Annotated in this window: 24 protein-coding genes; 11 read left to right on the forward strand and 13 right to left on the reverse strand. The window is 71.0% G+C overall.

Annotated elements, in window-relative coordinates:
* Positions 1-21: 21 nt before the first annotated feature.
* The 5 genes from OHA55_RS32135 to OHA55_RS32155 form a co-directional block, all read right to left on the reverse strand.
* Positions 22-1,311, reverse strand: a complete 1,290-nt coding sequence (locus OHA55_RS32135) for an aldolase/citrate lyase family protein (protein ID WP_266713174.1) — start codon at positions 1,309-1,311, stop codon at positions 22-24.
* Between the two features lie 188 nt (positions 1,312-1,499).
* Positions 1,500-2,462, reverse strand: coding sequence for an electron transfer flavoprotein subunit alpha/FixB family protein (locus OHA55_RS32140; protein ID WP_266711658.1), 963 nt, complete (start codon positions 2,460-2,462; stop codon positions 1,500-1,502).
* Between the two features lie 100 nt (positions 2,463-2,562).
* Positions 2,563-3,348, reverse strand: coding sequence for an electron transfer flavoprotein subunit beta/FixA family protein (locus OHA55_RS32145; protein ID WP_266713176.1), 786 nt, complete (start codon positions 3,346-3,348; stop codon positions 2,563-2,565).
* Positions 3,349-3,619: 271 nt separating this feature from the next.
* The gene (locus tag OHA55_RS32150) at positions 3,620-4,126 is read right to left on the reverse strand and encodes a flavin reductase family protein (protein ID WP_266713178.1); all 507 of its coding nucleotides are present in this window, start codon (positions 4,124-4,126) and stop codon (positions 3,620-3,622) included.
* 196 nt (positions 4,127-4,322) lie between these two features.
* Complete coding sequence (locus OHA55_RS32155; protein WP_266713180.1) at positions 4,323-4,649, reverse strand: thioredoxin family protein; 327 nt, start codon at positions 4,647-4,649, stop codon at positions 4,323-4,325.
* Positions 4,650-4,867: 218 nt separating this feature from the next.
* On the opposite strand from OHA55_RS32155, the gene OHA55_RS32160 reads away from it, so the two are divergent.
* Positions 4,868-5,590 (forward strand): 1-acyl-sn-glycerol-3-phosphate acyltransferase, encoded by a 723-nt coding sequence (locus OHA55_RS32160; RefSeq protein WP_266713182.1) that lies wholly within the window; start codon positions 4,868-4,870, stop codon positions 5,588-5,590.
* 63 nt (positions 5,591-5,653) lie between these two features.
* Here OHA55_RS32160 and OHA55_RS32165 read toward each other — a convergent pair whose 3' ends face one another.
* From OHA55_RS32165 to OHA55_RS32180, 4 genes are all read right to left on the reverse strand, one after another.
* Positions 5,654-6,253 carry a transglutaminase family protein gene (locus OHA55_RS32165; RefSeq protein ID WP_266713184.1) on the reverse strand — a complete coding sequence of 200 codons (600 nt, stop codon included), beginning with the start codon at positions 6,251-6,253 and terminating at the stop codon, positions 5,654-5,656.
* A gap of 129 nt (positions 6,254-6,382) precedes the next feature.
* On the reverse strand, positions 6,383-7,444 hold the full coding sequence (locus OHA55_RS32170) for a low specificity L-threonine aldolase (RefSeq protein WP_266713566.1): 1,062 nt from the start codon (positions 7,442-7,444) through the stop codon (positions 6,383-6,385).
* On the reverse strand, positions 7,441-8,202 hold the full coding sequence (locus OHA55_RS32175) for an SDR family NAD(P)-dependent oxidoreductase (protein WP_266713568.1): 762 nt from the start codon (positions 8,200-8,202) through the stop codon (positions 7,441-7,443). The genes OHA55_RS32170 and OHA55_RS32175 overlap by 4 nt, the downstream gene beginning before the upstream one ends.
* A 26-nt stretch (positions 8,203-8,228) precedes the next feature.
* Positions 8,229-9,626 carry a DUF6421 family protein gene (locus OHA55_RS32180; protein ID WP_266713186.1) on the reverse strand — a complete coding sequence of 466 codons (1,398 nt, stop codon included), beginning with the start codon at positions 9,624-9,626 and terminating at the stop codon, positions 8,229-8,231.
* A 245-nt stretch (positions 9,627-9,871) separates the two neighbouring features.
* Here OHA55_RS32180 and OHA55_RS32185 point away from each other — a divergent pair, with 245 nt between their 5' ends.
* Entirely contained in the window at positions 9,872-10,540 is a 669-nt protein-coding gene (locus OHA55_RS32185; RefSeq protein WP_266713188.1) for a glycerophosphodiester phosphodiesterase family protein, read from the forward strand.
* Positions 10,541-10,612: 72 nt separating this feature from the next.
* Here OHA55_RS32185 and OHA55_RS32190 read toward each other — a convergent pair whose 3' ends face one another.
* Complete coding sequence (locus OHA55_RS32190; protein WP_266713190.1) at positions 10,613-11,176, reverse strand: GNAT family N-acetyltransferase; 564 nt, start codon at positions 11,174-11,176, stop codon at positions 10,613-10,615.
* Positions 11,177-11,417: 241 nt separating this feature from the next.
* Between OHA55_RS32190 and OHA55_RS32195 the strand changes: the two genes are divergently transcribed.
* The 8 genes from OHA55_RS32195 to OHA55_RS32230 all read left to right on the forward strand — a co-directional run bounded on the left by OHA55_RS32195 (position 11,418) and on the right by OHA55_RS32230 (position 17,624).
* Positions 11,418-12,047, forward strand: a complete 630-nt coding sequence (locus tag OHA55_RS32195) for a DUF5134 domain-containing protein (protein WP_266713192.1) — start codon at positions 11,418-11,420, stop codon at positions 12,045-12,047.
* 138 nt (positions 12,048-12,185) lie between these two features.
* On the forward strand, positions 12,186-13,124 hold the full coding sequence (locus tag OHA55_RS32200) for a M56 family metallopeptidase (protein WP_266713194.1): 939 nt from the start codon (positions 12,186-12,188) through the stop codon (positions 13,122-13,124).
* A 248-nt stretch (positions 13,125-13,372) separates the two neighbouring features.
* A complete protein-coding gene (locus OHA55_RS32205) occupies positions 13,373-14,596 on the forward strand; it encodes a hypothetical protein (protein WP_266713196.1) in 1,224 nt (407 codons plus the stop codon).
* Positions 14,597-14,639: 43 nt separating this feature from the next.
* Positions 14,640-15,251 (forward strand): GNAT family N-acetyltransferase, encoded by a 612-nt coding sequence (locus OHA55_RS32210; protein WP_266713197.1) that lies wholly within the window; start codon positions 14,640-14,642, stop codon positions 15,249-15,251.
* Between the two features lie 86 nt (positions 15,252-15,337).
* The gene (locus OHA55_RS32215; RefSeq protein ID WP_266713199.1) at positions 15,338-16,060 is read left to right on the forward strand and encodes a phosphatase PAP2 family protein; all 723 of its coding nucleotides are present in this window, start codon (positions 15,338-15,340) and stop codon (positions 16,058-16,060) included.
* A gap of 19 nt (positions 16,061-16,079) precedes the next feature.
* A complete protein-coding gene (locus tag OHA55_RS32220) occupies positions 16,080-16,784 on the forward strand; it encodes an HAD family hydrolase (protein WP_266713201.1) in 705 nt (234 codons plus the stop codon).
* An 89-nt stretch (positions 16,785-16,873) separates the two neighbouring features.
* Positions 16,874-17,059 (forward strand): hypothetical protein, encoded by a 186-nt coding sequence (locus tag OHA55_RS32225; RefSeq protein WP_266713203.1) that lies wholly within the window; start codon positions 16,874-16,876, stop codon positions 17,057-17,059.
* A gap of 55 nt (positions 17,060-17,114) precedes the next feature.
* Positions 17,115-17,624 (forward strand): GNAT family N-acetyltransferase, encoded by a 510-nt coding sequence (locus tag OHA55_RS32230; protein WP_266713205.1) that lies wholly within the window; start codon positions 17,115-17,117, stop codon positions 17,622-17,624.
* A 197-nt stretch (positions 17,625-17,821) separates the two neighbouring features.
* Here the strand turns inward: OHA55_RS32230 and OHA55_RS32235 are convergent, their stop codons facing one another.
* Complete coding sequence (locus OHA55_RS32235; RefSeq protein ID WP_266713207.1) at positions 17,822-19,312, reverse strand: LVIVD repeat-containing protein; 1,491 nt, start codon at positions 19,310-19,312, stop codon at positions 17,822-17,824.
* Between the two features lie 179 nt (positions 19,313-19,491).
* Here OHA55_RS32235 and OHA55_RS32240 point away from each other — a divergent pair, with 179 nt between their 5' ends.
* Positions 19,492-20,145 (forward strand): DUF305 domain-containing protein, encoded by a 654-nt coding sequence (locus OHA55_RS32240; RefSeq protein ID WP_266713570.1) that lies wholly within the window; start codon positions 19,492-19,494, stop codon positions 20,143-20,145.
* Between the two features lie 39 nt (positions 20,146-20,184).
* On the opposite strand, the gene OHA55_RS32245 is transcribed toward OHA55_RS32240, so the two are convergent.
* The gene (locus tag OHA55_RS32245) at positions 20,185-20,511 is read right to left on the reverse strand and encodes a helix-turn-helix transcriptional regulator (RefSeq protein WP_266713572.1); all 327 of its coding nucleotides are present in this window, start codon (positions 20,509-20,511) and stop codon (positions 20,185-20,187) included.
* Positions 20,512-20,653: 142 nt separating this feature from the next.
* Positions 20,654-21,454 (reverse strand): class I SAM-dependent methyltransferase, encoded by an 801-nt coding sequence (locus OHA55_RS32250; protein ID WP_266713209.1) that lies wholly within the window; start codon positions 21,452-21,454, stop codon positions 20,654-20,656.
* Positions 21,455-21,534: the final 80 nt, after the last annotated feature.

The following is a 21,534-nucleotide window of genomic DNA, read 5'->3' on the forward strand; positions in this document are numbered from 1 at the left end:
GCGGCTCGGTGACGGCCGTGCTCAGGCGGCTGTCGCGCCGTGGCCGGTGCGCGCGTAACCGTCCAGCTCGGCGCGGCCGAGTCCCGTCAGCCGGGTGACCTCCGCGGTGTCCAGGGCCCCGCAGTCGATCCCGCGCAGCAAGTGGCCGCTGAGCGCCTTCGCGGTGGCGGGCTCGTCCATGACGTCCCCGGCGGACTTGGCGACGTATCCGGCGAGGCGGGCGGCCGTCTGCTCCAGGCCCTCGCGGTAGAAGGCGTACACGGCCGCGTAACGGGTCGGCAGATGTCCGGGGTGCATGTCCCAGCCCTGGTAGTAGGCGCGGGCCAGGGCGCGGCGGGTGAGGCCGTAGTGGAGGCGCCACGCCCGGTGGACGCGGTCGGCGGGGCCGACCGGCAGCACGTTGGTGGAGCCGTCCGAGACGCGTACGCCGGTGCCCGCCGCGGCAACTTGCATGACCGCCTTGGCGTGGTCCGCGGCGGGATGGTCGCTCGCCTGGTGGGCGGGGCCGACGCCCACACTCGCGCTGTAGTCGAAGGTGCCGTAGTGCAGTCCGGTGGCCCGGCCCCGCGCGGCGTCGATCATCCGCGCGACGGTGGCGGTCCCGTCGGCCGCGAGGATCGACTGGCTGGTCTCGATCTGGATCTCGAAGCGCAGCCGCCCCTCGTCCAGGCCGTGCGTCCGCTCGAACGCGTCGAGCAACCGGACGAAGGCGGTGACCTGCTGCGGGTAGGTCACCTTGGGCAGCGTGAGGACCAGCCCGTCGGGCAGCCCGCCGGAGCGTACGAGCCCGGTGAGGAACACGTCGGTGGTACGGATGGACCGGGCACGCACCGACGCTTCCATGCACTTCGTCCGGATGCCCGCGTACGGGGGCGCGGAGCCGTCCGCGTACGCCCGCTGGACCAGCAGCGCGGCGCGGGCGGCGTCCTGGTCCTCCTCGGCGTCGGGGCGTCTTCCGTAGCCGTCCTCGAAGTCCACCCGCAGGTCCTCGACGGGCTCGCGCTCCAGCTTGGCGCGTACGCGGTCGTGGACGGGCAGGGCGAGCTCCTCCGGGAGACCGAGTACGGCCGCGAAGGAGGCCGCGTCCGGGGCGTGTTCGTCGAGCGCGGCCAGGGCCCGGTCGCCCCAGGTGCGTACGGTCGCCGCGTCGAAGGCGTCGGCCGGTACGTAGACCGTGTGCACCGGCTGGCGGGTTCCCGGATCGCCCGGATAGCGGCGTGCGAGCTCCGCGTCCACCCCGGCGAGGGACCGGCCGATCTCCTCGCCCACCGCGTCGTCGAGGCTCGTCGCCACTTCGGCCCGTCGGCCCATGACCGTACCTCCACGCTCTCGATGCTTCCGCTTGCCGGAATCGATGATCCGCATGGCGAAGCTATAAGCGGGGCCGGACACGCGTCAACGGTGGGGCCGCGGGCCGGGGTCGTGCGGGGTGTCCCGCGTGGTCCCGGCCCGCGGCCGCTCACCTCTTCCCCGCGAGCGCGTCGCGGGGAAGGGGGTGTTCAGCCCTTGCGGGCGTTGATCTCTTCGGTGAGCTGGGGCACGACGTCGAAGAGGTCGCCGACGACGCCGTAGTCGGCGAGCTCGAAGATCGGGGCCTCGGCGTCCTTGTTGACCGCGACGATCGTCTTCGAGGTCTGCATCCCGGCCCGGTGCTGGATCGCACCCGAGATCCCCGACGCGATGTACAACTGCGGGGAGACGGACTTGCCGGTCTGACCGACCTGGTTGGTGTGCGGGTACCAGCCCGCGTCGACCGCGGCCCGCGACGCGCCGACCGCCGCACCCAGCGAGTCCGCGAGCGCCTCGATCACCGCGAAGTTCTCCGCACCGTTGACACCCCGGCCACCCGAGACCACGATCGCGGCCTCGGTCAGCTCCGGACGCCCCGACGACGCACGCGGCGTCCGCGACAGCACCTTCGTCCCCGACGCGGCCGCCGAGAACTCCACGACCAGTTCCTCCACCGCACCCGCCGCGGCCACCGGCTCCACCGGAGCCGAGTTCGGCTTCACCGTGATCACCGCAACCCCGCGCGAGACCCGCGACTTCACCGAGAACGACGCCGCGAACGCCGACTGCGTCGCCACCGGACCCGACTCACCCGCCTCCAGATCCACCGCGTCCGTGATGATCCCCGAACCGATCCGCACCGCCAGACGCGCCGCGACCTCCTTGCCCTCCGCCGACGACGGCACCAGCACCGCCACCGGCGACACCGCCGCCACCGCCGCCTGCAGCGCGTCGACCTTCGGCACCACCAGGAACTCCGCGAACTCCGAAGCCTCCGACGTCAGCACCCGCACCGCACCGTGCTCACCCAGCACACCCGCCGTGCCCGACGCACCCGCACCCAACGCCACCGCCACCGGATCACCGATCCGCCGCGCCAGCGTCAGCAGCTCCAGCGTGGGCTTGCGCACCGCACCGTCCACGTGATCGACAACAACCAGAACCTCAGCCATGGAACATCCACTTCCTGCGAAACCAGAGATCAAAGGGGAGAAGGCAGGGGGCCGACCGGCCCGTGCCCGGGACAACACCGCGACGCGACGCCGCAGGGGATCAGATGAACTTCTGCCCCACGAGGAACTCGGCGAGCTTCTTCCCGCCCTCACCCTCGTCCTTCACGATCGTGCCCGCGGTACGCGCCGGACGCTCCACCGCCGCGTCGACCACCGTCCACGCACCCGCCAGACCGACCTCGTCCGCATCGACCCCCAGATCGTCCAGGTCCAGCGCCTCGACCGGCTTCTTCTTCGCCGCCATGATCCCCTTGAACGACGGGTACCGCGCCTCGCCCGACTGGTCGGTCACCGACACCACCGCCGGCAACGACGCCGAAAGCTCCTCCGACGCCGAGTCACCGTCACGCCGCCCGGTCACCGTGCCACCCGACACCGACACCTCCGACAACAGCGTCACCTGCGGCACACCCAGACGCTCCGCCAGCACCGCCGGCAGCACCCCCATCGTCCCGTCCGTCGACGCCATCCCGCAGACCACCAGATCGAAGCCCGTCTTCTCGACCGCCTTCGCCAGCACCAGCGACGTCCCCATCACATCACTGCCGTGCAGAGAATCGTCCTCGACGTGCACCGCCTTGTCCGCACCCATCGACAACGCCTTGCGCAACGCGTCCTTCGCGTCCTCCGGACCCACCGTCACCACGGTGACCTCCGCCTCGTCCGCCGACTCCGCGATACGCAACGCCTGCTCGACCGCGTACTCGTCCAGCTCCGACAACAGACCGTCCACGTCCTCACGGTCCACCGTCAGATCATCGGCGAACCCCCGGTCACCGGTCGCGTCGGGCACGTACTTCACAGGGACAACGATCCTCAAGCTCACGCCGGCTCTCCTACTGCATCGTGAATTCTGGGCTGCCTCGGTTGCTCGCAGCATAGGCGCCCCGGGAGGCGGTTTCCCGGTCAGGGCGACCGGCACACCGAGCGAAATATTACTCGCCAGTACACCCTTCACGTACCCGGTAAGCAAGCGCTTGGAACTGTGATGTGGCCAACGCGGCGGCCCCGGAGAAAGGACCACTGCGCGACGGGGCCGCTCCCGGTGCCGGATCGCGTGATCCGGCACCGGGAGCGGCCCCGCGGCAGCCTCCGGGTCAGTCCCGGAGGGAGGTGAAGCGGCCCTCGTGGTAGACGAGCGGACGGCCGCCCCCTTCGGGGTCGCCGGCCTCGACCTGTGCGATGACGATGCAGTGGTCGCCCGCGGGAACCCGGGCCACCACCCGGCAGACCAGCCAGGCCAGCACCCCGTCGAGCACCGGCACGCCCTCGGGTCCGTGGCGCCAGTCGGTGCCCGGGCCGAACCGGTCGGCCCCGGAGCGGGCGAAGGTGGCGGCCAGTTCGGCCTGGTCCTCGGCGAGTATGTGCACGCCTATGTGCGCGGCCTCGGCGACCACCGGCCAGCTGGAGGACGAGGTGGCCACGCCGAAGGAGACCAGCGGCGGTTCGGCCGCGACGGAGTTGAGCGAGGTGGCGGTGAATCCGACGGGCTGCCCACCGGAGGCGGTGATCACCGCGACCCCTGCGGCGTGCTGCCGGAAGACCGAGCGGAGCAGCTGGGGAGAGGCGGGGACGGCGGTGCGGAGTTCGGGTGAAACCGTCATGGAGTTGTCCTTCTGCGAGTCGGGCATACGGGGCCGTAGGTGCTCAGGCACCCGGACAGCGCGCACTCGCGTTGCGTGCCAGGTCGACGTGGACCCGGCCGTAGAGAAGGATTTCCGGTGGCATAACGTCAGACTGACGATGCGTGGGCGCCACCGTCAAGTGCGTATCGCCATGTGGGAGAAGCGTCACGGCCCGTCACATCGCCCGACCGAGCGCGGCCACGACGTCGACGGTGCGTGGCTGCCCCGTCGCTCGGCGGACGACCGCGCCCCGGGCGTCGAGGACGAGGACGGTCGGGGTGCTGCGGATGTCGAGCCGGCGGACGAGAGTGAGATGGCCCTCGGCGTCGATCTCGATGTGGGCCACCCCTTCGACCATGCCCGCGACTTCGGCGAGCGTCCGGCGAGTGGCCCGGCAGGGCTGGCAGAACGCGGAGGAGAACTGCACCAGCGTCGCCCGTTCACCGAGTTCCGCGCCGAGTTGGGTCGCGTCCAGCCTCTGCGTATCCGTCGCCCTGTCCACCGTCGTCCTTCCGTCGGAGCTCTTCGCAGGACGTCAGCACCGGGGGACGACCGCGCATTCCCGGCAGGGGCACGTGATGAGAATCTCGCCTCAGGGCCCCATCGGGACTGGCCACCGCGTCGCACATGGGGCACCATCGCCACAATGCCGAAAACCTACGGCCGCGTAACTTCCGCCGGGAGAACCTCCCCAGGCGCAGAAGAAGGAGTCTTCTCCAGATGGCAGAACTCGTCTATCGACCGGTCATCGGCGCCGCTCGCACCATGTTCAAGGCGCTCGACCTGAAGATCGACACTCAGGGTTCGGAGAACATCCCGAGAACCGGTGGCGCGGTGCTGGTCAGCAACCACATCAGTTATCTCGACTTCATCTTCTCCGGCCTCGCCGCCCTTCCGCAGAAGCGGCTCGTCCGGTTCATGGCGAAGGAGTCGGTGTTCCGGCACAAGGTCTCCGGTCCGCTGATGCGTGGAATGAAGCACATCCCGGTCGACCGGAAGCAGGGCGAGGACGCCTACGCGCACGCGCTGGAGTCGCTGCGGTCCGGCGAGATCGTCGGGGTGTTCCCCGAGGCGACCATCTCGTCGTCCTTCACCCTGAAGAGCTTCAAGTCGGGTGCGGCCCGGCTCGCCCAGGAGGCGGGCGTACCGCTGATCCCGATGGCACTGTGGGGCACCCAGCGGATCTGGACCAAGGGCCACCCGCGCAACTTCCGCCGGAACCACATCCCGGTGACCATAAGGGTCGGCGCTCCGGTCGAGGCCCCGACGGACCAGTACGCGGGTGCCATCACCCGCCGGCTGCGCGAGGCGGTCCAGGAGCTCCTGGAAGCCGCGCAGCGCGCCTACCCGGTACGGCCGAAGGACGCGGGCGACACCTGGTGGGTGCCCGCGCACCTGGGCGGTACGGCTCCGACCGCGGCGGAGGTCCGCGAGCGCGGCTGATCCACGGGCAGGACCCGACTGCCGGGCCGGCGCACGGACCGCCCCCGACCGGAGCGCGCCGGGTCAGAGCGCGCCGGGCAGCGTCTCCCAGAGGTGGTTCCGGTCGCGCGCCCGTCGGAGCACCGACAGCACCTCGGGGTGCGGGCTCGCGTACAGGACCGGGTAGTCCACTCCCCCGAAGGCGGGGTGCACCGGCCAGGCCAGCCGCTCCTCGTCCAGGGAGAACCGCGCGTCGACGCCGGGCTTGTTGCCTCGCGGGTCGATCCGGGACCAGCGGTCCCGGCCCGGCAGCCGCAGGGCGACGAGCCCGTGCACCACGGGGGCACCTCCCTCCTCGTCCACGAGCCGCTGGTAGCAGAGCGCGGCGGGGATGCCCGCGGCGCGCAGCAGGGCGGCCAGGGCGTGGGATTTGGCGTAGCAGATGCCGTTCCGGGTCGCGAGGACGTCGGAGGCGCGCCAGGCGACCCGAAGGTCCCCCGAGTCCGCCGAGTGCGGGACGGTGTCGCGCACGAAGGTGAAAGCGGCCTCGGCGTACGTGTACGCGTCGCCGGTGTCCGCGCCGATGCGGTGCGCGGTCTCGCGTACGTACGGGTGCCGGTGATCGATCGCGTCGTCCGCCGCCAGATATGCGGCGAGGTCCGGGTTCTCCTGGATCAGTTCCATGGGCGCCGAGCGTAGAAGTGCGGTCGACCGGAAACAAATACTTTTCCGGTCGACCGCATTTCCATGCACCCATGTACCGCGCCGACCGCCGTTGCATCACGGCGTCAGCTCTTCGGCTTTTTCAGACCTTCAGACCTTCAGCTCTTCGGCGAGTGCCGCGAGGAAGGCATCCACGTCGCTCTCGCGCGTGTCGAAGGCGCACATCCAGCGGACGTCGCCCGCGGCCTCGTCCCAGAAGTAGAAGCGGAAGCGCTTCTGGAGTCGCTCGGCCACGTCGTGCGGCAGCCGGGCGAAGACGCCGTTGGCCTGCACCGGGTAGAGGAGCTCCACCCCGTCCAGGGCGCGGACGCCCTCGGCGAGGCGCTGGGCCATCGCGTTGGCGTGCCGGGCGTTGCGGAGCCAGAGATCGCCCGCGAACAGCGCTTCCAGCTGCACGGAGACGAAACGCATCTTGGAGGCGAGCTGCATCGACGACTTGCGCAGGCGCTTCATCGCGCGGACCGCGCCGGGGTCGAGCACGACGACGGCCTCGCCGAAGATCGCGCCGTTCTTGGTGCCGCCGAGGGAGACCACGTCGACGCCGGCGTCGGTGGTGAAGGCGCGCATCGGGAGGTCCAGGGAGGCCGCCGCGTTGGCGATCCTGGAGCCGTCGAGATGGACCTTCATCCCGAGCCCGTGGGCGTGGTCGCAGATCGCGCGGATCTCGTCGGGGGTGTACAGGGTGCCGAACTCGGTGCTCTGGGTGATCGAGACCACCTGGGGCATCGCGCGGTGCTCGTCGTCGAAGCCGAACGCCTGGCGGTCGATGAGCGCGGGCGTCAGCTTGCCGTCCGGGGACGGGACCGTGAGGAGCTTCAGTCCGCCGACACGCTCCGGGGCCCCTCCCTCGTCGGTGTTGATGTGCGCGGAATCCGCGCAAATCACCGCGCCCCAGCGGTCCGCCAGGGCTTGGAGGGCCACCACGTTGGCGCCGGTTCCGTTGAAGACCGGGTAGGCCTCGGCGGTCCCACCGAAGTGGCCGCGTACGACTTCCTGGAGGTGGTCCGTGTACGCGTCCCCGCCATAGGCGACCTGGTGGCCGTCGTTGGCGAGGGCGAGGGCTGCCAGGATCTCCGGGTGGGTGCCGGCGTAGTTGTCGCTGGCGAAGCCGCGTATCTCCGGGTCGTGATGACGACGCGCGTCGGTCCTCACGGTTGCGGGGTCAGCCACAGGCGCTTTCCGTTCACATCGGGGGCGGGGCGTTCCCAGACGCCGGCGATGGCCTCGGCCAACTCCTTCACGTCCGTGAATCCCGCGAATTTCGCAGTCGGGCGCTCGGCGCGCATCGCGTCGTGCACCAGTGCCTTCACGACCAGGATCGCAGCAGCCGTCCTGGGCCCTTCCTCGCCCCCCGCCTTGCGGAAGGCGTCGGCGAGGGCGAGCGTCCACGCCTCGGCAGCCGCCTTGGCCGCCGCGTACGCCGCGTTTCCCGCAGTGGGCCGGGTCGCGCCGGAAGCGCTGATCAGGACGTAACGGCCCCGGTCGCTGCGTTCCAGGCCGGCCTGGAAGGCGAGCGAGGTGGACTGCACGGTACGGATGAGCAGCCTCTCCAGCGCGTCCCAGTCGGAAAGGTTGGTCTCGGCGAAGTTCGCGCTGCCGCGCCAGCCGCCGACGAGATGGACCAGACCGTCGATCCGGCCGAACTCCGTCTCCGTCTTGTCCGCCCACTCGCGGGCGGCCGCGGGGTCCAGCAGGTCCACGGTCTCCCCGGTGACGCTGGCCCCGCCGTGCGCGTACCGCGCGGCGTCCACCGCTTCGGCGAGCCGCTCGGGATGGGCGTCGGCCCCGACGACCGTCGCCCCGGCCTCGGCGAGACGGAGCAGCGTGGCACGGCCCGCCGGGCCGGCCGCGCCGGCCACCGCGATCACCGCGCCTTCGAGTGGGCCGGTTCCGCTACGGACACCGTTCATGGCCACCGCCTCCTTGCGACCCTCGCTCACGCGGCCACCTGCTCGGCGCTCACCGCGGTGATCCCCACCGTGGACGCGATCACGTGCTTCAGCTTCTTGGAGAGCGCCTCATAGAACATGCTCAGGGGAAACTCGTCCGGAAGCACGTCGTCGACGAGCTTGCGCGGCGGTTGTGTCAGGTCCAGCGCGTCGGGACCCTTCGCCCAGCGAGAGCCCGGGTGCGGGGCGAGGTACTCCGCGACCAGGTCGTAGGCGGCGAACCAGTGGACCAGCTTGGGCCGGTCGATGCCGTCGCGGTAGAGCTTCTCGATCTCGCCGCAGAGCTGGTTGGTGATCTGCGGGGCGCGGTCCCAGTCGATCTTCAGGGTGTTGTCCGTCCAGCGGACCACGTCGTGCTTGTGGAGGTAGGCGAAGAGCAGCTGGCCGCCGAGGCCGTCGTAGTTGCGCACCCGCTCACCGGTGACGGGGAAGCGGAACATCCGGTCGAAGAGGACGGCGTACTGGACGTCGCGGCCCTGCGGGAAGCCGTCCGCCTCCAGTTTCACCGCCTCCTTGAAGGCGGTGAGATCGCACCGCAGCTCCTCCAGTCCGTACATCCAGAACGGCTGGCGCTGCTTGATCATGAAGGGGTCGAACGGCAGGTCGCCGTGGCTGTGGGTGCGGTCGTGGACCATGTCCCAGAGGACGAATGCCTGCTCGCAGCGCTGCTGGTCGCCGACCATCCGCTCGATGTCGGCCGGCAGCTCCAGGCCGAGCAGGTCCACGGCGGCCTCGGTGACCCGGCGGAAGCGCGCGGCCTCGCGGTCGCAGAAGATGCCGCCCCAGCTGAAGCGGTCGGGGGCCTCGCGCACGGCGATCGTCTCCGGGAAGAGGACCGCGGAGTTCGTGTCGTACCCGGAGGTGAAGCCCTCGAAGGTGATGCCGCAGAACAGCGGGTTGTCGTACCGGGTCGCCTCCAGGTCGGCGAGCCACTCGGGCCAGACCATGCGCAGGACGACGGCTTCGAGGTTGCGGTCGGGGTTGCCGTTCTGCGTGTACATCGCGAAGACCACGAGGTGCTGGAGGCCGTCGGCCCGGTTCTTGGCGGGCTGGAAGGCCAGCAGGGAGTCGAGGAAATCCGGCACCCCGAAACCGCCCTCGGCCCAGCGGTGCAGGTCGCCGACGAGGGCGCGGTGGTAGGCGGCATCGTGGGGCAGCAGCGGGGAGAGTTCCTCGACCGCGCCGACGATCCGGTCGAGGGTGGCAGCCGCGACGGCGGCGGAGGGGGCTCCCTCGGCGGCGAAGTCGATCGAGCCGTCCTTGGACTGCCAGGGCCTGACTTCCTCCACGGCGTTCTTGAGTACGGGCCACGCAGGGTGGTCGACCACCCGCGCGGCCGCGGACACACCGCCGCCGGGGACGTCGTGTACCAGAATTTCCGTCATAGCCGTTTCCTCCACAGGGCCTCGCGTTCGGCGAGCGTATCCGGGCACGGTTCCCCAGGACAAGTGCGATCCAGCAAATTATCCCGTGGACCCCCATGGTCACCGCCGATTTTCCTGCCACCTCTGAGAACCACGTTACTTCCGTCACCCGTGTCGTGCCGTATCGAGAGCTGGGTAGGTTCGCCCCGGCAGCCGGGGCAGCACGGGGAACATGGCCGGGCCACACGAGAAATCAGGAGAGTGTCTTGTCCTTCGTCACCATCGGTCACCGCGGGCTCATGGGCGTGGAACCGGAGAACACCCTGCGGTCCTTCGTCCGCGCCGAGCGCGCGGGAATGGACGCCATCGAGCTGGATCTGCACCTGAGCAAGGACGGCGCGCTCGTGGTGATGCACGACGCGGAGGTGGACCGTACGACCGACGGGACGGGCCGGATCGCGGACAAGACGCTGGCGGAACTGCGCGAGCTGGACGCCGGGCAGGGCGAGCGGGTGCCCCTCTTCGAGGAGGTGCTCGACGCGGTGGCCTCGCCGATCCAGGCGGAGATCAAGGACGCCGCGGCGGCCCGGGCACTGGCCGAGGTGATCACCCGGCGGGGTCTGACCGGGCGGGTGGAGGTGTCGTCCTTCCACGACGAGGCGGTAGCCGAGACCGGCCGCCTCCTGCCGGACGTACCGACCGTGCTGATCGCGAGCCGCTGGGGCCCGGACGTGGTGGAGCGGGCCCGCGCGGCGGGCGCGGCCACGCTCGCGCTCAACATCCGGCGGCTGACGCTGGAGACCGTGGAGCAGGCGCGCGAGGCCGGGTTGCGGGTCATCGCCTGGGTGGTGAACACCCCCGAACAGCTGGCGCTGGTACGCGCGTTCGGGCTCGACGGGGCGACGACCGACCGGCCGGAGATCCGCGGGGCCTGAGCGCCGCGGGCCGGGGAAACGCCGGTGGCCCCGCCGGGTGCGGCGGGGCCACCGCGAGCGGAGGAGGAAGAACTACCCTTCGTCGCTGCGGAGCGTCTTGACCAGCAGTTCGAACTCCAGGTCGTCGCGGAGCGGGACCCCGAAGCGCTCGTCGCCGTACGGGAAGGGGCTCATCCGGCCCGTACGCGCGTATCCCCGGCGCTCGTAGAAGGCGATCAGCTCGGCGCGTACGGAGATCACCGTCATCTGCATCTCGCCGGCGCCCCACTCCTCGCGGGCCACCCGCTCCGCCTCGGCGATGACCGTCTTGCCGAGCCCCGCGCCCTGATGGCCCGGACGGACCGAGAACATGCCGAAGTAGGCCGCGTCACCGCGGCGTTCGAGCTGGCAGCAGGCGACGATCGCGCCGTCCGCCTCGGCCACGAGCAGTCGCCCGCCGGGGGTCGCGATGATCCCGCGCACCTCGTCGTCGTTGGTCCGGCGGCCTTCGAGGATGTGCGACTCGGTGGTCCAGCCGGTACGGCTGGACTCACCCCGGTACGCGGACTCGACCAGCTCCACGAGCGCCGGCACGTCGTCCTCGGCCGCGTCACGGAAGGTGAGCCGGTGCGTGACGCGCGGCGGGGCGATCTCCATGGAACGGTCTCCGTTTCTCCGCCGGCCTCGGGTGCCCTCGGGCCCGCCCGCCGCGCGGTGCTCTGCTTCGACGCCGGACCTCTGCTCCGGCGTCGCGCACGAGGGTAACCCGATCGCCCGAGCCCACCACGAACGCGGTCGCTCCCCCTTGTGCCCCCCGCGCACCACCGTGCGCCGGGTTGTCGCACCGGCACTCCGGGAATCGAGTACGGGACAGCTTCGGCTGAGGGGGAGGTGCGCTGTGCACGGACCGGCGCTGTCCGGCTGGCTGCTCATGGTGCTGTGCGCCGCGACGGGCGCCTACTGCCTGCTGCGGGCGCACGCCGAGACCGGCGAGGAGCGCAGAGCCGCCCACGCCGAGGCGCTCATGGGGTTCGGCATGGCCGCGATGGCCGTTCCGGCCGCCCTGCTCACGCTTCCGGAGGGGGCCTGGGCGGCATACGCCACGCTCTTCGGCGGGGCCGCCCTGCGGTCCGCCTGGGCGGCGCGCAGGGGCGGGCACCATCTCCACCATCTCGTCGGCTCGCTGGCCATGGTCTACATGGCGCTGGCCATGGCCCCCGGTGCGGGCGGCGGCCCGCACGCCGGGCACGGCGGTGGCGCTTCGGGCCCGAGCGCGGGTCTGCCCCTGCTGACCGGGGTGCTCCTCGTCTACTACGCGTTCTACGTCCTGAGCGCCGCAGGGCGCCTGATACCCGTCGCCGGAGGCGCCGGAACGGGTGCCGGTGCGGGGACGGGAGTGGGGACGGGAGTGGGTGGCGGTTCGGGAGCCGCCGCGGTGGCCGGGGGCCGGCGCTCCCGGCCCGAACTGGCCCTCGCCTGCCGGGTGACGATGGGCCTGGCCATGCTCGCGATGCTGGCGGGCCTCTGACCCACGCATCCGTCGGGGCTCTCCGGTCCCGTGCCCTTTCTCACCGTTGTGCGCTTCCATGCCTCTGCGCGCCGTGGCGTACGTCACTTGCCGGTCGGAGCCATATCGGCGCGTACCGCGCGCTCATAGGCTGACCGCATGTTGGTCTCCCTCGCCCTGCTGTCGCTCGGCGCACTGACCGCCGTGGTGGCTCCCCGCCTGATGGCGCGGGCCCGGTGGCCGGAGCGTGAGCCCGTGGTGGCCCTGTGGGTCTGGCAGTGCGTGGTCGCCGGAGTGCTGGTCTCCTTCGCCCTGTCGATGACGTTCAGCGCGGCGGCGGCCTGGCAGGCGGTCCGGGGCCACGTCTTCGCGCCGGCCCCGCGCGCGGTGGTCGAGGCCTACGCGCTCGCCGGTTACGGCCCCTGGTCGGCCGTGGTGGCCGTGGCGCTGGCCTCCGCGGGCGTGTGGAGCGGGGCGATGCTGCTGCGCGAGGTGGGCCGTGCGCGCAGACGACGGAGCCTGAGCCGCGCCGAACTCCTGGTCCGATCGCCGCTGTTGGACGGCGAGGAGCCCGGCGACGAGCGGCTGGTGATCCTGGAGGGACCGCGCCCCGACGCCTGGTGGCTGCCCGGTCCGACTCCCCGGCTCGTCATCACCACCGCCGCACTGGCCCGCCTGAAGGGCCGCCAGCTCGACGCGGTCCTCGCCCACGAGCAGGGGCACGCCCGGGCCAGGCACGACTGGCTCCTGCACTGCTCGGCCGCCCTGGCCAACGGTTTCCCTCAGGTGCCGGTCTTCGCCGCGTTCCGTGACGAGATGCACCGGCTGGTCGAACTGGCCGCCGACGACGTGGCGTCCCGGCGTTTCGGCCGGCTGACGACCGCCCTCGCGCTGGTCGGACTCAACGAGGACCGGGGCGTCTTCGACCCGTGCCGCTCCCAGGACGGACAGGTGCCGCGGCGCGTGAACAGGCTGCTGGAACCGGTGGAACGGCTCACCGCCGGACACCGCCTCCGGCTCACCGCCGCGGCTTCGCTGGTCCCGGTCGTTCCTCTGCTGGTGGCATTCGTACCGGCGATCGGCGCGCTGCGCCCGTAGGGGGCCGGGCGGCTGCCGCCCGGGGTGGTGCGGCCGGACGCGGCGGTCCCGCCGAGACACCCCGGTGCGGGGGGGCCGCCGAGGCAGGAACGCTTCGATCGAAATCCGTAAATCCCTTGCTGGTAAAGCGAGTTCGAGTTGTCATGGACCACTGGGCCGGAGGCGGGGTCCAGGTCGCGCAAGACCGGACTCGAAAACGGGGGAAGCGCATGGAGGCGCATGGCACAGGGCTGAGGGTTTTCGTCCCCATGAAGTACGACCTCGGCGGGACCATCACCGATACCAGGCGCCTGATGGAGGTGGTGGAGGCCCGGCACGGCGCACTGACGGTGGACATGACCCTGCTGCGCAGCTGGAATCTGTCGTATCTGGCCGGACACGCGCCGGTCGTCTCCTGCGCGCTGCCCGGCGGGGAAGCGCGGCTCGCCGGGGGAACGTGGTCCTTCGCCTGCCGGATGCGGGTGTATCCGTGGCTCGGCGTCGTCTCGGTCGACTACGCGTTCACCCTGATCGAGGGCACGGCCGACATCGAGACCTTCTACGACGACCTGGTCGAGTGGAAGAACCGGGACTACCTGCCCTACCTCGAACGGTGCGACGCACTCAGCGACAACCTTGGCCTGCGGATCCCGGCCGGTTTACGGTCCGGTGACCTCGAGACGCACGGATCGGCGGTGCGGGCGCTGCGGGTCGCGGCGGCCGACATCATCGAGCCCCGGCCGTTCTGCTACGCGTTCCACGACTTCCGCCTGTGCTTCGTCGGCGACCTGGGTGATCTTCCCGGCGAACGGGTGCGGCAGTTGCTCTGGCTCTCCGACGACACTGCCGCTCTCCCCGAAGACGGAATAGCCGACTCGCTCGGATTCAGGGGCCTGGAAATCACGAGTTCCGGTTGGTCGACCGTGATCCGGGGGGAGGCCGGAGCGGTGGCGGCCGAGGCCGAGACGGTCGTCTCGCTGCTGAACCTGGTCCACGCCCAGTGGTACGTCTGCCAGTTGTGGATCAACGCCCACGACCTGCGTGGACGGCCGGCAGGCGCGAGCAGGGGGCTCGCGGGCGCCCACGTCCTGTCCGAGAACCAGACCGCTCTCGTGCAAGACCTGTCGGAGATCGACAATCTCGACGTCATGCTCAAGGACCCGGTTCTATTGCGGGTCGCGGAGTACCTCGAGACGAACCTGAAGGTCCGCAGGCACAAGGAGACAGCCATGTCACGCCTGCACGCGCTCGAAAACCACTCCCGCCAGCTGGCCGACTACAACAACGAGACCGAACTCCGCCGCGTCCAGGTACTGTTCGCGATCTCGGCGGCCGCCGGAATAGCCAGCCTGGTCCCGTCCCTCACCGACGTCGGATTCACCCTGCTCCATGTGGTCGCCACCATCATCCCCCTCCTTGGTTTCTGGGCTCTGTTCGCAGTAGATTTCACGCGCGTGCGCCGACGGCCGAGGACGCGACGCCGACGGCCCTGAGCGGCCTGCCGGGCCGGCACCGTCGGCTCGACGAAGGAGTGGTGTGAGCGACATCAGCACACGGTGGTACCGCCCCGGGGCAATTCCCCGGGCGGAAGTGCACGAGTTGACGGAGATGTTCACGGAGGTCGCCGACGAGTTCGTCCCCCCGCTGACCCTTCGCGGGGGGACTGCCGTGACCGATCTGCGTGAGCGCGCCCCCGACGCCCCGGATGCTCCCGACCCCGGCAACGACTACCTCGAGGAGATGCTCCGCCAGGACCTGGTCATGGCTCGGCACGAAGGCCGGGCCGCCGGTTTCGTGTCCTTCCGGAGCAACCACCAGGATCCGCGCTTCGCCGACCTGTGTCCCTGCCTGTACGTGAGCACCATCGCGGTACGCGACCGCTACCGGCGGCACGGCATCGCACGCGTCCTCTACCAGGAGCTCTTCGCCCTCCCGGAGTCCCTGCCCCCGTGGATCGTGCTGCGGACCTGGTCCACCAACACGGGCCATCTCGGTCTCCTCGACAGCCTTGGATTCGCCACCGTTCTCCGCATCGCGGACGACCGTGCCGCCGGGGTGGACACCCTCTATCTGACGATTGACCGCACCGCGCGGGCGGCGGACGCGCAGGCCCCGCGAGGCACCCCGGTGCGGGGGTCCGCCCAGTAGGCAGCGGCGCACGCCCCGCACCGAACCTCCGTTCCGCACGGGGCGGCGTCCGCCGCGGAGCGGGCGGTGTCGGCGAAGATCGCCGTATGTCCTCTCCCGCCCGCACCCCCGCACAACGTCCCGGGTCGGCGACGATCGCGTGTGCGGTGCGGACCGGGTCGGTCTGCGGTGCGCTCGCTCTCGCCCTGCTGGTGATGGTGGCCACGGGCTGGGCCCCGCTGACGGATCTGGACCGTGCCGTCGCCGAAGGTCTGCACCGCCGGGCCGTCGTCCGGCCCGGAGAGGTCCGGGTCGCGCGGGTGCTGACGGACTGGGTGTGGGACCCCTGGACCGCACGCGCCCTGATCACGGTCGCCGTCGTGGCCCTGTGGTGGCGCGGGGCGCGGCTGCTCGCCGGCTGGATCGCGGCGACCATGCTCTTCTCCACGCTCCTCCAGCAGGGGATCAAGGCGGCCGTGGGCCGGGACCGCCCACGGTGGCAGGATCCGGTGGACTCCGCGCAGTACGCGGCCTTCCCCTCGGGTCACGCGATGTCGGCGACGGTGGGGTGCGGCCTGCTGCTGTGGCTGCTGTGGCGGGCGCGCACGGGAACGGCGCTCCGGAGCGCGGCGGTCGTGGTGGCCTGCGTGTCGGTGGCAGGCGTCTGCTTCACCCGGGTCTACCTGGGGGTGCACTGGCTCTCGGACGTGGTGGCCGGGGTGCTGTTCGGCACGAGCGTGGTGGCGTTCTCGGTCGCGGGTCATACGGCGTACTGCTCGCGGGCGGGCCGGGGCGGGAGGGCCGCGGGGAATTTGTCACACCGATCCTGAGCGCGGCAGGATCGGCCCCATGACGATCAAGGGCGTGCTCTTCGACTTCTCCGGGACCCTCTTCCGCATCGAGCCGGTCGACTCCTGGCTCCGCGCGGTCTTCGACGAGCAGGGCACGGTGACCGACGAGGAGAGCTTCGACCGGTACGTACGCGAACTGACGGACGCCGGAGCGCTGCCGGGCGGGCCGAGCCCGCTACGTGTACCGGCGGCCCTGGCCCGGGCGTACGCGGCGCGCGACGAGACGGCGGAGCTGCACCGTGCCGCGTACACCGGTCTCGCGCGCGAGGTCGGGTTGCCCGGCGAGGGTACGTACGACGCGCTCTACGCACGCCACATGTCGCCGGACGCCTGGCTCCCCTACCCGGACGCCGCGGAGGTACTGGGCGGCCTGCGGGCGAACGGCACGGCCGTCGGGGTGGTCAGCAACATCGGCTGGGACCTGCGCCCCGTCTTCCGGGCGCACGGGCTGGACGAGTTCGTGGACGCGTACGTCCTCTCCTACGAGCACGGCGTCCAGAAGCCGGACGCACGGCTCTTCCGTACAGCCTGCGAGCGGCTCTCCCTGCGCCCCGAGGACGTGGTGATGGTCGGTGACGACCGTCACGCGGACGGCGGCGCCGCCGCGCTGGGGTGCGGGGTGCGCTTCGTGGACCACCTGCCGGTGACCGAGCGGCCGGACGGGCTGCGGCGCCTGGGGCTGGTGACCGATGCGCGGGCATGAGGGTTGCCTCGTGTGAGGTACGAGGGGTGTGAGATGTCCCGCCCGCCGGGCGGCCGGATCGCCCGATCCGGCCCCGTAGCCTGGTGGGCATGTCCTGTCTTCCGACCCCGTCACGTTCCGTCCGTCCCGCAGCGGTGATCAACCAGGAGATCCGCGATCTGCTGCAGCGCTCGGACGGTCTCGTGCTGTCCGCCGCGGACGAGGCGACGTACCAGGGGCTGCTGGTCGAATGGGCCGCCGCCACGGGGACGAGCACCCGCCGGACCGCGGCCTGAGCCTCCGGCCGAACCCGGGGCACGCCGCCGCGGAAACCCGTGCGAGCCTTGCGGAATGAACGATCGCCCGGCCTTCCGTACGGTGCGCCTTCCGGGCGCCCAGGTCTCCCCCACACAGGGCCTCACCGGCCTCCTCACCGCGTACCACCTGCGTACGGAGGAGGAGAAGGGCCTGGCCGTCGCGCGCCCGGAGGACCTTCCCGAGCGGTATCTGTCCGAGATCCGGGACCCGGCCTCCGCGTTCGCCGGCTCCCTCGTCCTGTCGGCCCTCCATGACGACACCGCCGTGGGGTGCGCCGTCCTGACCGCTGCCGGCGGGGACGGACGCTCGGAGATCAAGCGGCTGTGGGTCGAACCGGCCTACCGCGGCGGCGGTGTGGCGTCCGGTCTGATCCGGGAGGCACTCTCGGCGGCCGAGGAGACCGGCGTCCGCGCGGTGCGTCTCTCCGTCTGGCACTGGCGGGCCGGCGCGATCGCGCTGTACGTCCGCCACGGCTTCACCGCCGTCGAGTCCTGGGAGGACCGGCAGGATCTCGTCTGCATGGAGCGCCGCATCGGCCTCTGAAGCTGATCCGATTCCGGCGATCCCCTGCGCCGCCGGAATCGGCGACTCCAGCATCTCCCCGCGTCCGGCGCCGGTCAACGGAATACCCGGCCGTCCGTCGCGGGCCCGGCGACGCGCTGCGGTCCGCCGGGCCGGAGCCCGGCGGACCGCGTGGCGGACGCCGCGTTTCCTCTGCCGCGGGTTTCCTCTGCCGCGGGTCAGCGGTCGAAGTAGTCCGGCTGCGTCTGGACGTTCAGCTCGTCGAGCCGGACCCGCTTCGCCGGGTCGGTCCGCCGGTCGTGCAGGGCGAGGACGTCCAGACCCTTCGCTATGTCGTTGGAGTAGATGTAGCCGTTGTAGTAGTACGCCGACCAGGAACCGGCCGTGGTGACGGCGTCGAGGGTGACGGGTCCGCGCTCGAAGTAGGCGATCTCCTCGGGCTTGCTGGAGTCGGTGAAGTCCCAGACGGAGATACCGCCCTGGTACCACGCCTGGACCATCAGGTCCCGGCCCTTGACCGGGATGATCGAGCCGTTGTGGGCGACGCAGACCTCGACGTCGGCCTGGTAGCGGTCGATCTTGTAGTAGCTGCGGAAGACCAGCTTGCGGTGGTCGCCCTTGCCGACGATGTCGTAGATGCCGTCGGCGCCGCGGTTCGGTCCGATCTCCGCGTTGCAGGTGGCCGCGCCGCCGCCGCCGAGCTCGTCGGTGAAGACGACCTTGTCGGCGTCCTGGTTGAAGGTGGCCGAGTGCCAGAACGCGAAGTTCACGTTGTCCTGCACCCGGTCGATGATCTTCGGGTTGGCCGGGTCCTTGATGGAGAACAGCAGGCCGTCACCCATGCAGGCGCCCGCCGCGAGGTCTTCGGAGGGCAGCACGGTGATGTCGTGGCAGCCGGTGGTCTTGGAGACACCGGGGTTGTCCGGTGCTCCCGGGTTGCCGCCGTCCGGGAAGAGCACCGGGAAGTTCACGATCCGGGCCTGCTCGGGCGCCTTGCGGGGCACCTTGATGACGGAGATTCCGTCGTGCGGCGGCTGGCAGTCGGGGAACGTGGCGTTGGGCGAGTACGAGGACACGTACACGTACACCTCGTTGCGCTTCGGCACGATGGTGTGGGTGTGCGAACCGCAGGCGGTCTCGACGGAGGCGACGTACTCGGGGTGGCGCTTGTCGCTGATGTCGAAGACCTTGATGCCCTCCCAGGAGGACTTCTCGGTGGCGGGCTGGGTGGTGCTGGCACAGGAGTTGTCGCTGCGCGAGGAGTCGGTGGAGAGGAAGAGCAGGTTCCCCGAGACCGAGATGTCGTTCTGCGATCCGGGGCAGAGCACCTGGGCGACGGTCTTCGGCTTCTTCGGGTTGCTGACGTCGAAGATGCGGAAGCCGTCGAAGTTGCCGGCGAAGGCGTACTTGCCCTGGAAGGCCAGGTCCGTGTTGAGGCCGAGCAGCGCGTCCTTCGGCACGTTGGCGAGGTGCTCGATGTTGTCGCTGTGGACGATCTCGTCGACGCCGGGGATGCCGCCGTCGGCGATGGCCGCCTCCGCCTCGGCCCGGGTGTCCGCCGACACCGCGGTGCTGGTGGTGGCCCGGTCACCGGGTTCGGGTGACGCCACGGCGTTGGTCGCTGTCAGCAGCGTGGCGAGGAGACCGGCCGCGGCCGCTGCCGCGCCCAGTCGTCTCCGTCGCACGCTTGTGGTGTGCAACAAGGTCACTGCATCCTCCCTTGATTCCGTTCGGGATCGAACGGTTCTCGGTCGGTGAAAGTATGGACTCTTCCATGTACACATCAACAGACGGCAACAGAGACGTAATGAAAGTTTTTGATCAACGTGGCGTGGAGGCATGCTAGTTGTTGGTCACCACACCCGCTTCGGCAACGGAGGCCGCCGTGTTGTTCGACCGACAGACGATCCACCCGAAGGCGGCAGCCATTGCCGTGGCCGCCGTCGTAGCCGTGCTCGCCCTGTCCTCCTGCGACGCGGACGACGACGCGTCGCCCCGGAAGACCACCGGCCAGAGTGTCGTCGCCCCCGGAAAACCGGGCGAGGAGGCCAGAACCCTCACCGCCGAGGAGGCGCGGAAGGAGACGGTCACCGACACCCCGAACTCGGCCGACTACCAGTACGTCCAGCGCATGATCCACCATCACGAACAAGCTCTCGTGATGACCGGACTGGCCGAGCGGCACGCCGCCTCACCCTCGGTGCGACGGCTCGCGGAGCGCATCTCGGCTGGGCAGAAGCCCGAGATCGCGGCCATGCAAGGTTGGCTGAAAGACAACGACGGCGAACAGCGCGCGGCACACGATCACACCGCGATGCCCGGCATGGCCACCGAGGCGCAGCTGGCACAGCTGAAGGCCGCGCGGGGCAAGGCGTTCGATCGGCTCTTCCTCACCCTGATGATCGCCCATCACCAAGGGGCCATCACGATGGCGACGGAGGCGCTCACCGACGGCAACAACGTCCGGGTGGAGGAGATGGCCACCGACGTCGCCGCCCAGCAGGCCGCCGAGATCGACCGGATGCGCGCGCTGCAGGTCTGACGCGAAGCACCCCGGGGGCGGTACGGAGGGCCGGGCGGCTCAGACTCCGGTGAGCCGCTCCGCCTCCTGGTCGGCGGCCCGCAGGACGCTGTCGAGCAGCCCGGGGAAGAGTTTCTCCAGGTCCTCTCCGCGCAGTTCGTTCAGTTTCGCGGTGCCCCGGTAGATCTGGTGGATGACGCCGCTCTCCCGCAGCACACGGAAGTGGTGCGTCAGCGTGGACTTGGCAACCGGAAGCTCGAAGTACGAGCAGGCCAGCCCGGTCCTGGCGACGGCCATCTGCCGGACGATCCGCAGCCGGATGGGATCGGCCAGGGCGTGGAGCACGTGCTCCACCCTGATCTCCGCGAGGGAGGGGTGTGCGAGCACACGCCCGCCCGCCGTCGTGAGGCGCTCCCGGGTGGGGGACGCGGCCGGAACGACGGTGTCGCTGGCGGGGGTCACTGTGGGCTCCACTTCGTCCGAGGGCCTCCATGGTACGGAACTCGCGGAGGGCGATGCCGGGTGCGGGTCATCGTGCGGTGGCCACCACGAGCCTGGCCCGCGGGCTGCCGTCCGCTCGGGTGCCCAGGTCCGCGAGAGGGATCAGGCGCACCGAGAAGCCGGTGTCCGCGAGGTCGGCGAGCACGTCGGGCAGCCGGAACGTGCGGTAGTACATGACGAACCGCGGGCGCCACAGGGCGTTGCGCACGCGCATCGCCGCGTCGAACCCGAGGAGCGTCCAGTAGGCGCGCGAGCCGAGGGCGGGCGGGGCCCCCACCGGGAAGACGAACCGTCCCCCGGGCCGGAGAGAGGCGTGCACCTGGGCGAAGAGACCGGGGCGCTCCCTGGGCAGGAAGTGGCCGAACGCCCCGAGGCTCAGGGCGAGATCGAAGGCCGGCGCGAAGGGCAGGGCCCGGGCGTCGGCCCGAACCCAGTCGACCACCGGTCCCGGCTGCCCTGCGCGTCCCGCCCGCCCCCTCTCGCCGGCCCGTGCCGCCCGGCCCATCGCTCCCGCCCGTGCCGTCCCAGCGTCCGGCAGCGAGGCCCTGCCGACGGTGAGCATGCCCGCGCTGAAGTCGACGCCGGTGACCCGTTCGTGGCAGACCTGGCGCAGCACACCGAGGCCGGCGCCGGTACCGCAGCAGACGTCCAGTCCGCGGGCGAACGGTCCGAGCGGCCGGAGCGCCCCGGTCACGGCGTCGAGGACGCGGTCGGGGGTGCGGTAGGGCGTGTGGTCGAACTTCGGGGCGAGCAGGTCGTAGCCGCGCTCGGTCGAAGAGAGCGCCTGCACGGCGAGTTCACGGAAGGTGGGGCCTTGTGTGGTAGGCATCACGGCCACCCTACCGAGGCGTCCGCCGCTCCCCCGGCCTCCGCCCCGCCGACGGGAGCCGTCGGCTTCCCCGGTCCCGC

It is taken from the genome of Streptomyces sp. NBC_00102 (assembly GCF_026343115.1).
GTDB lineage: Bacteria > Actinomycetota > Actinomycetes > Streptomycetales > Streptomycetaceae > Streptomyces.

What these genes read in the sequence shown, in the direction of transcription:
- OHA55_RS32135 (WP_266713174.1), bottom strand. Translation starts at nt 1,311, where the DNA reads ATGGGCCGACGGGCCGAAGTGGCGACGAGCCTCGACGACGCGGTGGGC.
- OHA55_RS32250 (WP_266713209.1), bottom strand. Translation starts at nt 21,454, where the DNA reads ATGCCTACCACACAAGGCCCCACCTTCCGTGAACTCGCCGTGCAGGCG.
- OHA55_RS32215 (WP_266713199.1), top strand. Translation starts at nt 15,338, where the DNA reads ATGTCCTCTCCCGCCCGCACCCCCGCACAACGTCCCGGGTCGGCGACG.
- OHA55_RS32230 (WP_266713205.1), top strand. Translation starts at nt 17,115, where the DNA reads ATGAACGATCGCCCGGCCTTCCGTACGGTGCGCCTTCCGGGCGCCCAG.
- OHA55_RS32205 (WP_266713196.1), top strand. Translation starts at nt 13,373, where the DNA reads ATGAAGTACGACCTCGGCGGGACCATCACCGATACCAGGCGCCTGATG.
- OHA55_RS32140 (WP_266711658.1), bottom strand. Translation starts at nt 2,462, where the DNA reads ATGGCTGAGGTTCTGGTTGTTGTCGATCACGTGGACGGTGCGGTGCGC.
- OHA55_RS32225 (WP_266713203.1), top strand. Translation starts at nt 16,874, where the DNA reads ATGTCCTGTCTTCCGACCCCGTCACGTTCCGTCCGTCCCGCAGCGGTG.
- OHA55_RS32220 (WP_266713201.1), top strand. Translation starts at nt 16,080, where the DNA reads ATGACGATCAAGGGCGTGCTCTTCGACTTCTCCGGGACCCTCTTCCGC.
- OHA55_RS32165 (WP_266713184.1), bottom strand. Translation starts at nt 6,253, where the DNA reads ATGGAACTGATCCAGGAGAACCCGGACCTCGCCGCATATCTGGCGGCG.
- OHA55_RS32180 (WP_266713186.1), bottom strand. Translation starts at nt 9,626, where the DNA reads ATGACGGAAATTCTGGTACACGACGTCCCCGGCGGCGGTGTGTCCGCG.
- OHA55_RS32190 (WP_266713190.1), bottom strand. Translation starts at nt 11,176, where the DNA reads ATGGAGATCGCCCCGCCGCGCGTCACGCACCGGCTCACCTTCCGTGAC.
- OHA55_RS32150 (WP_266713178.1), bottom strand. Translation starts at nt 4,126, where the DNA reads ATGACGGTTTCACCCGAACTCCGCACCGCCGTCCCCGCCTCTCCCCAG.
- OHA55_RS32200 (WP_266713194.1), top strand. Translation starts at nt 12,186, where the DNA reads ATGTTGGTCTCCCTCGCCCTGCTGTCGCTCGGCGCACTGACCGCCGTG.
- OHA55_RS32160 (WP_266713182.1), top strand. Translation starts at nt 4,868, where the DNA reads ATGGCAGAACTCGTCTATCGACCGGTCATCGGCGCCGCTCGCACCATG.
- OHA55_RS32175 (WP_266713568.1), bottom strand. Translation starts at nt 8,202, where the DNA reads ATGAACGGTGTCCGTAGCGGAACCGGCCCACTCGAAGGCGCGGTGATC.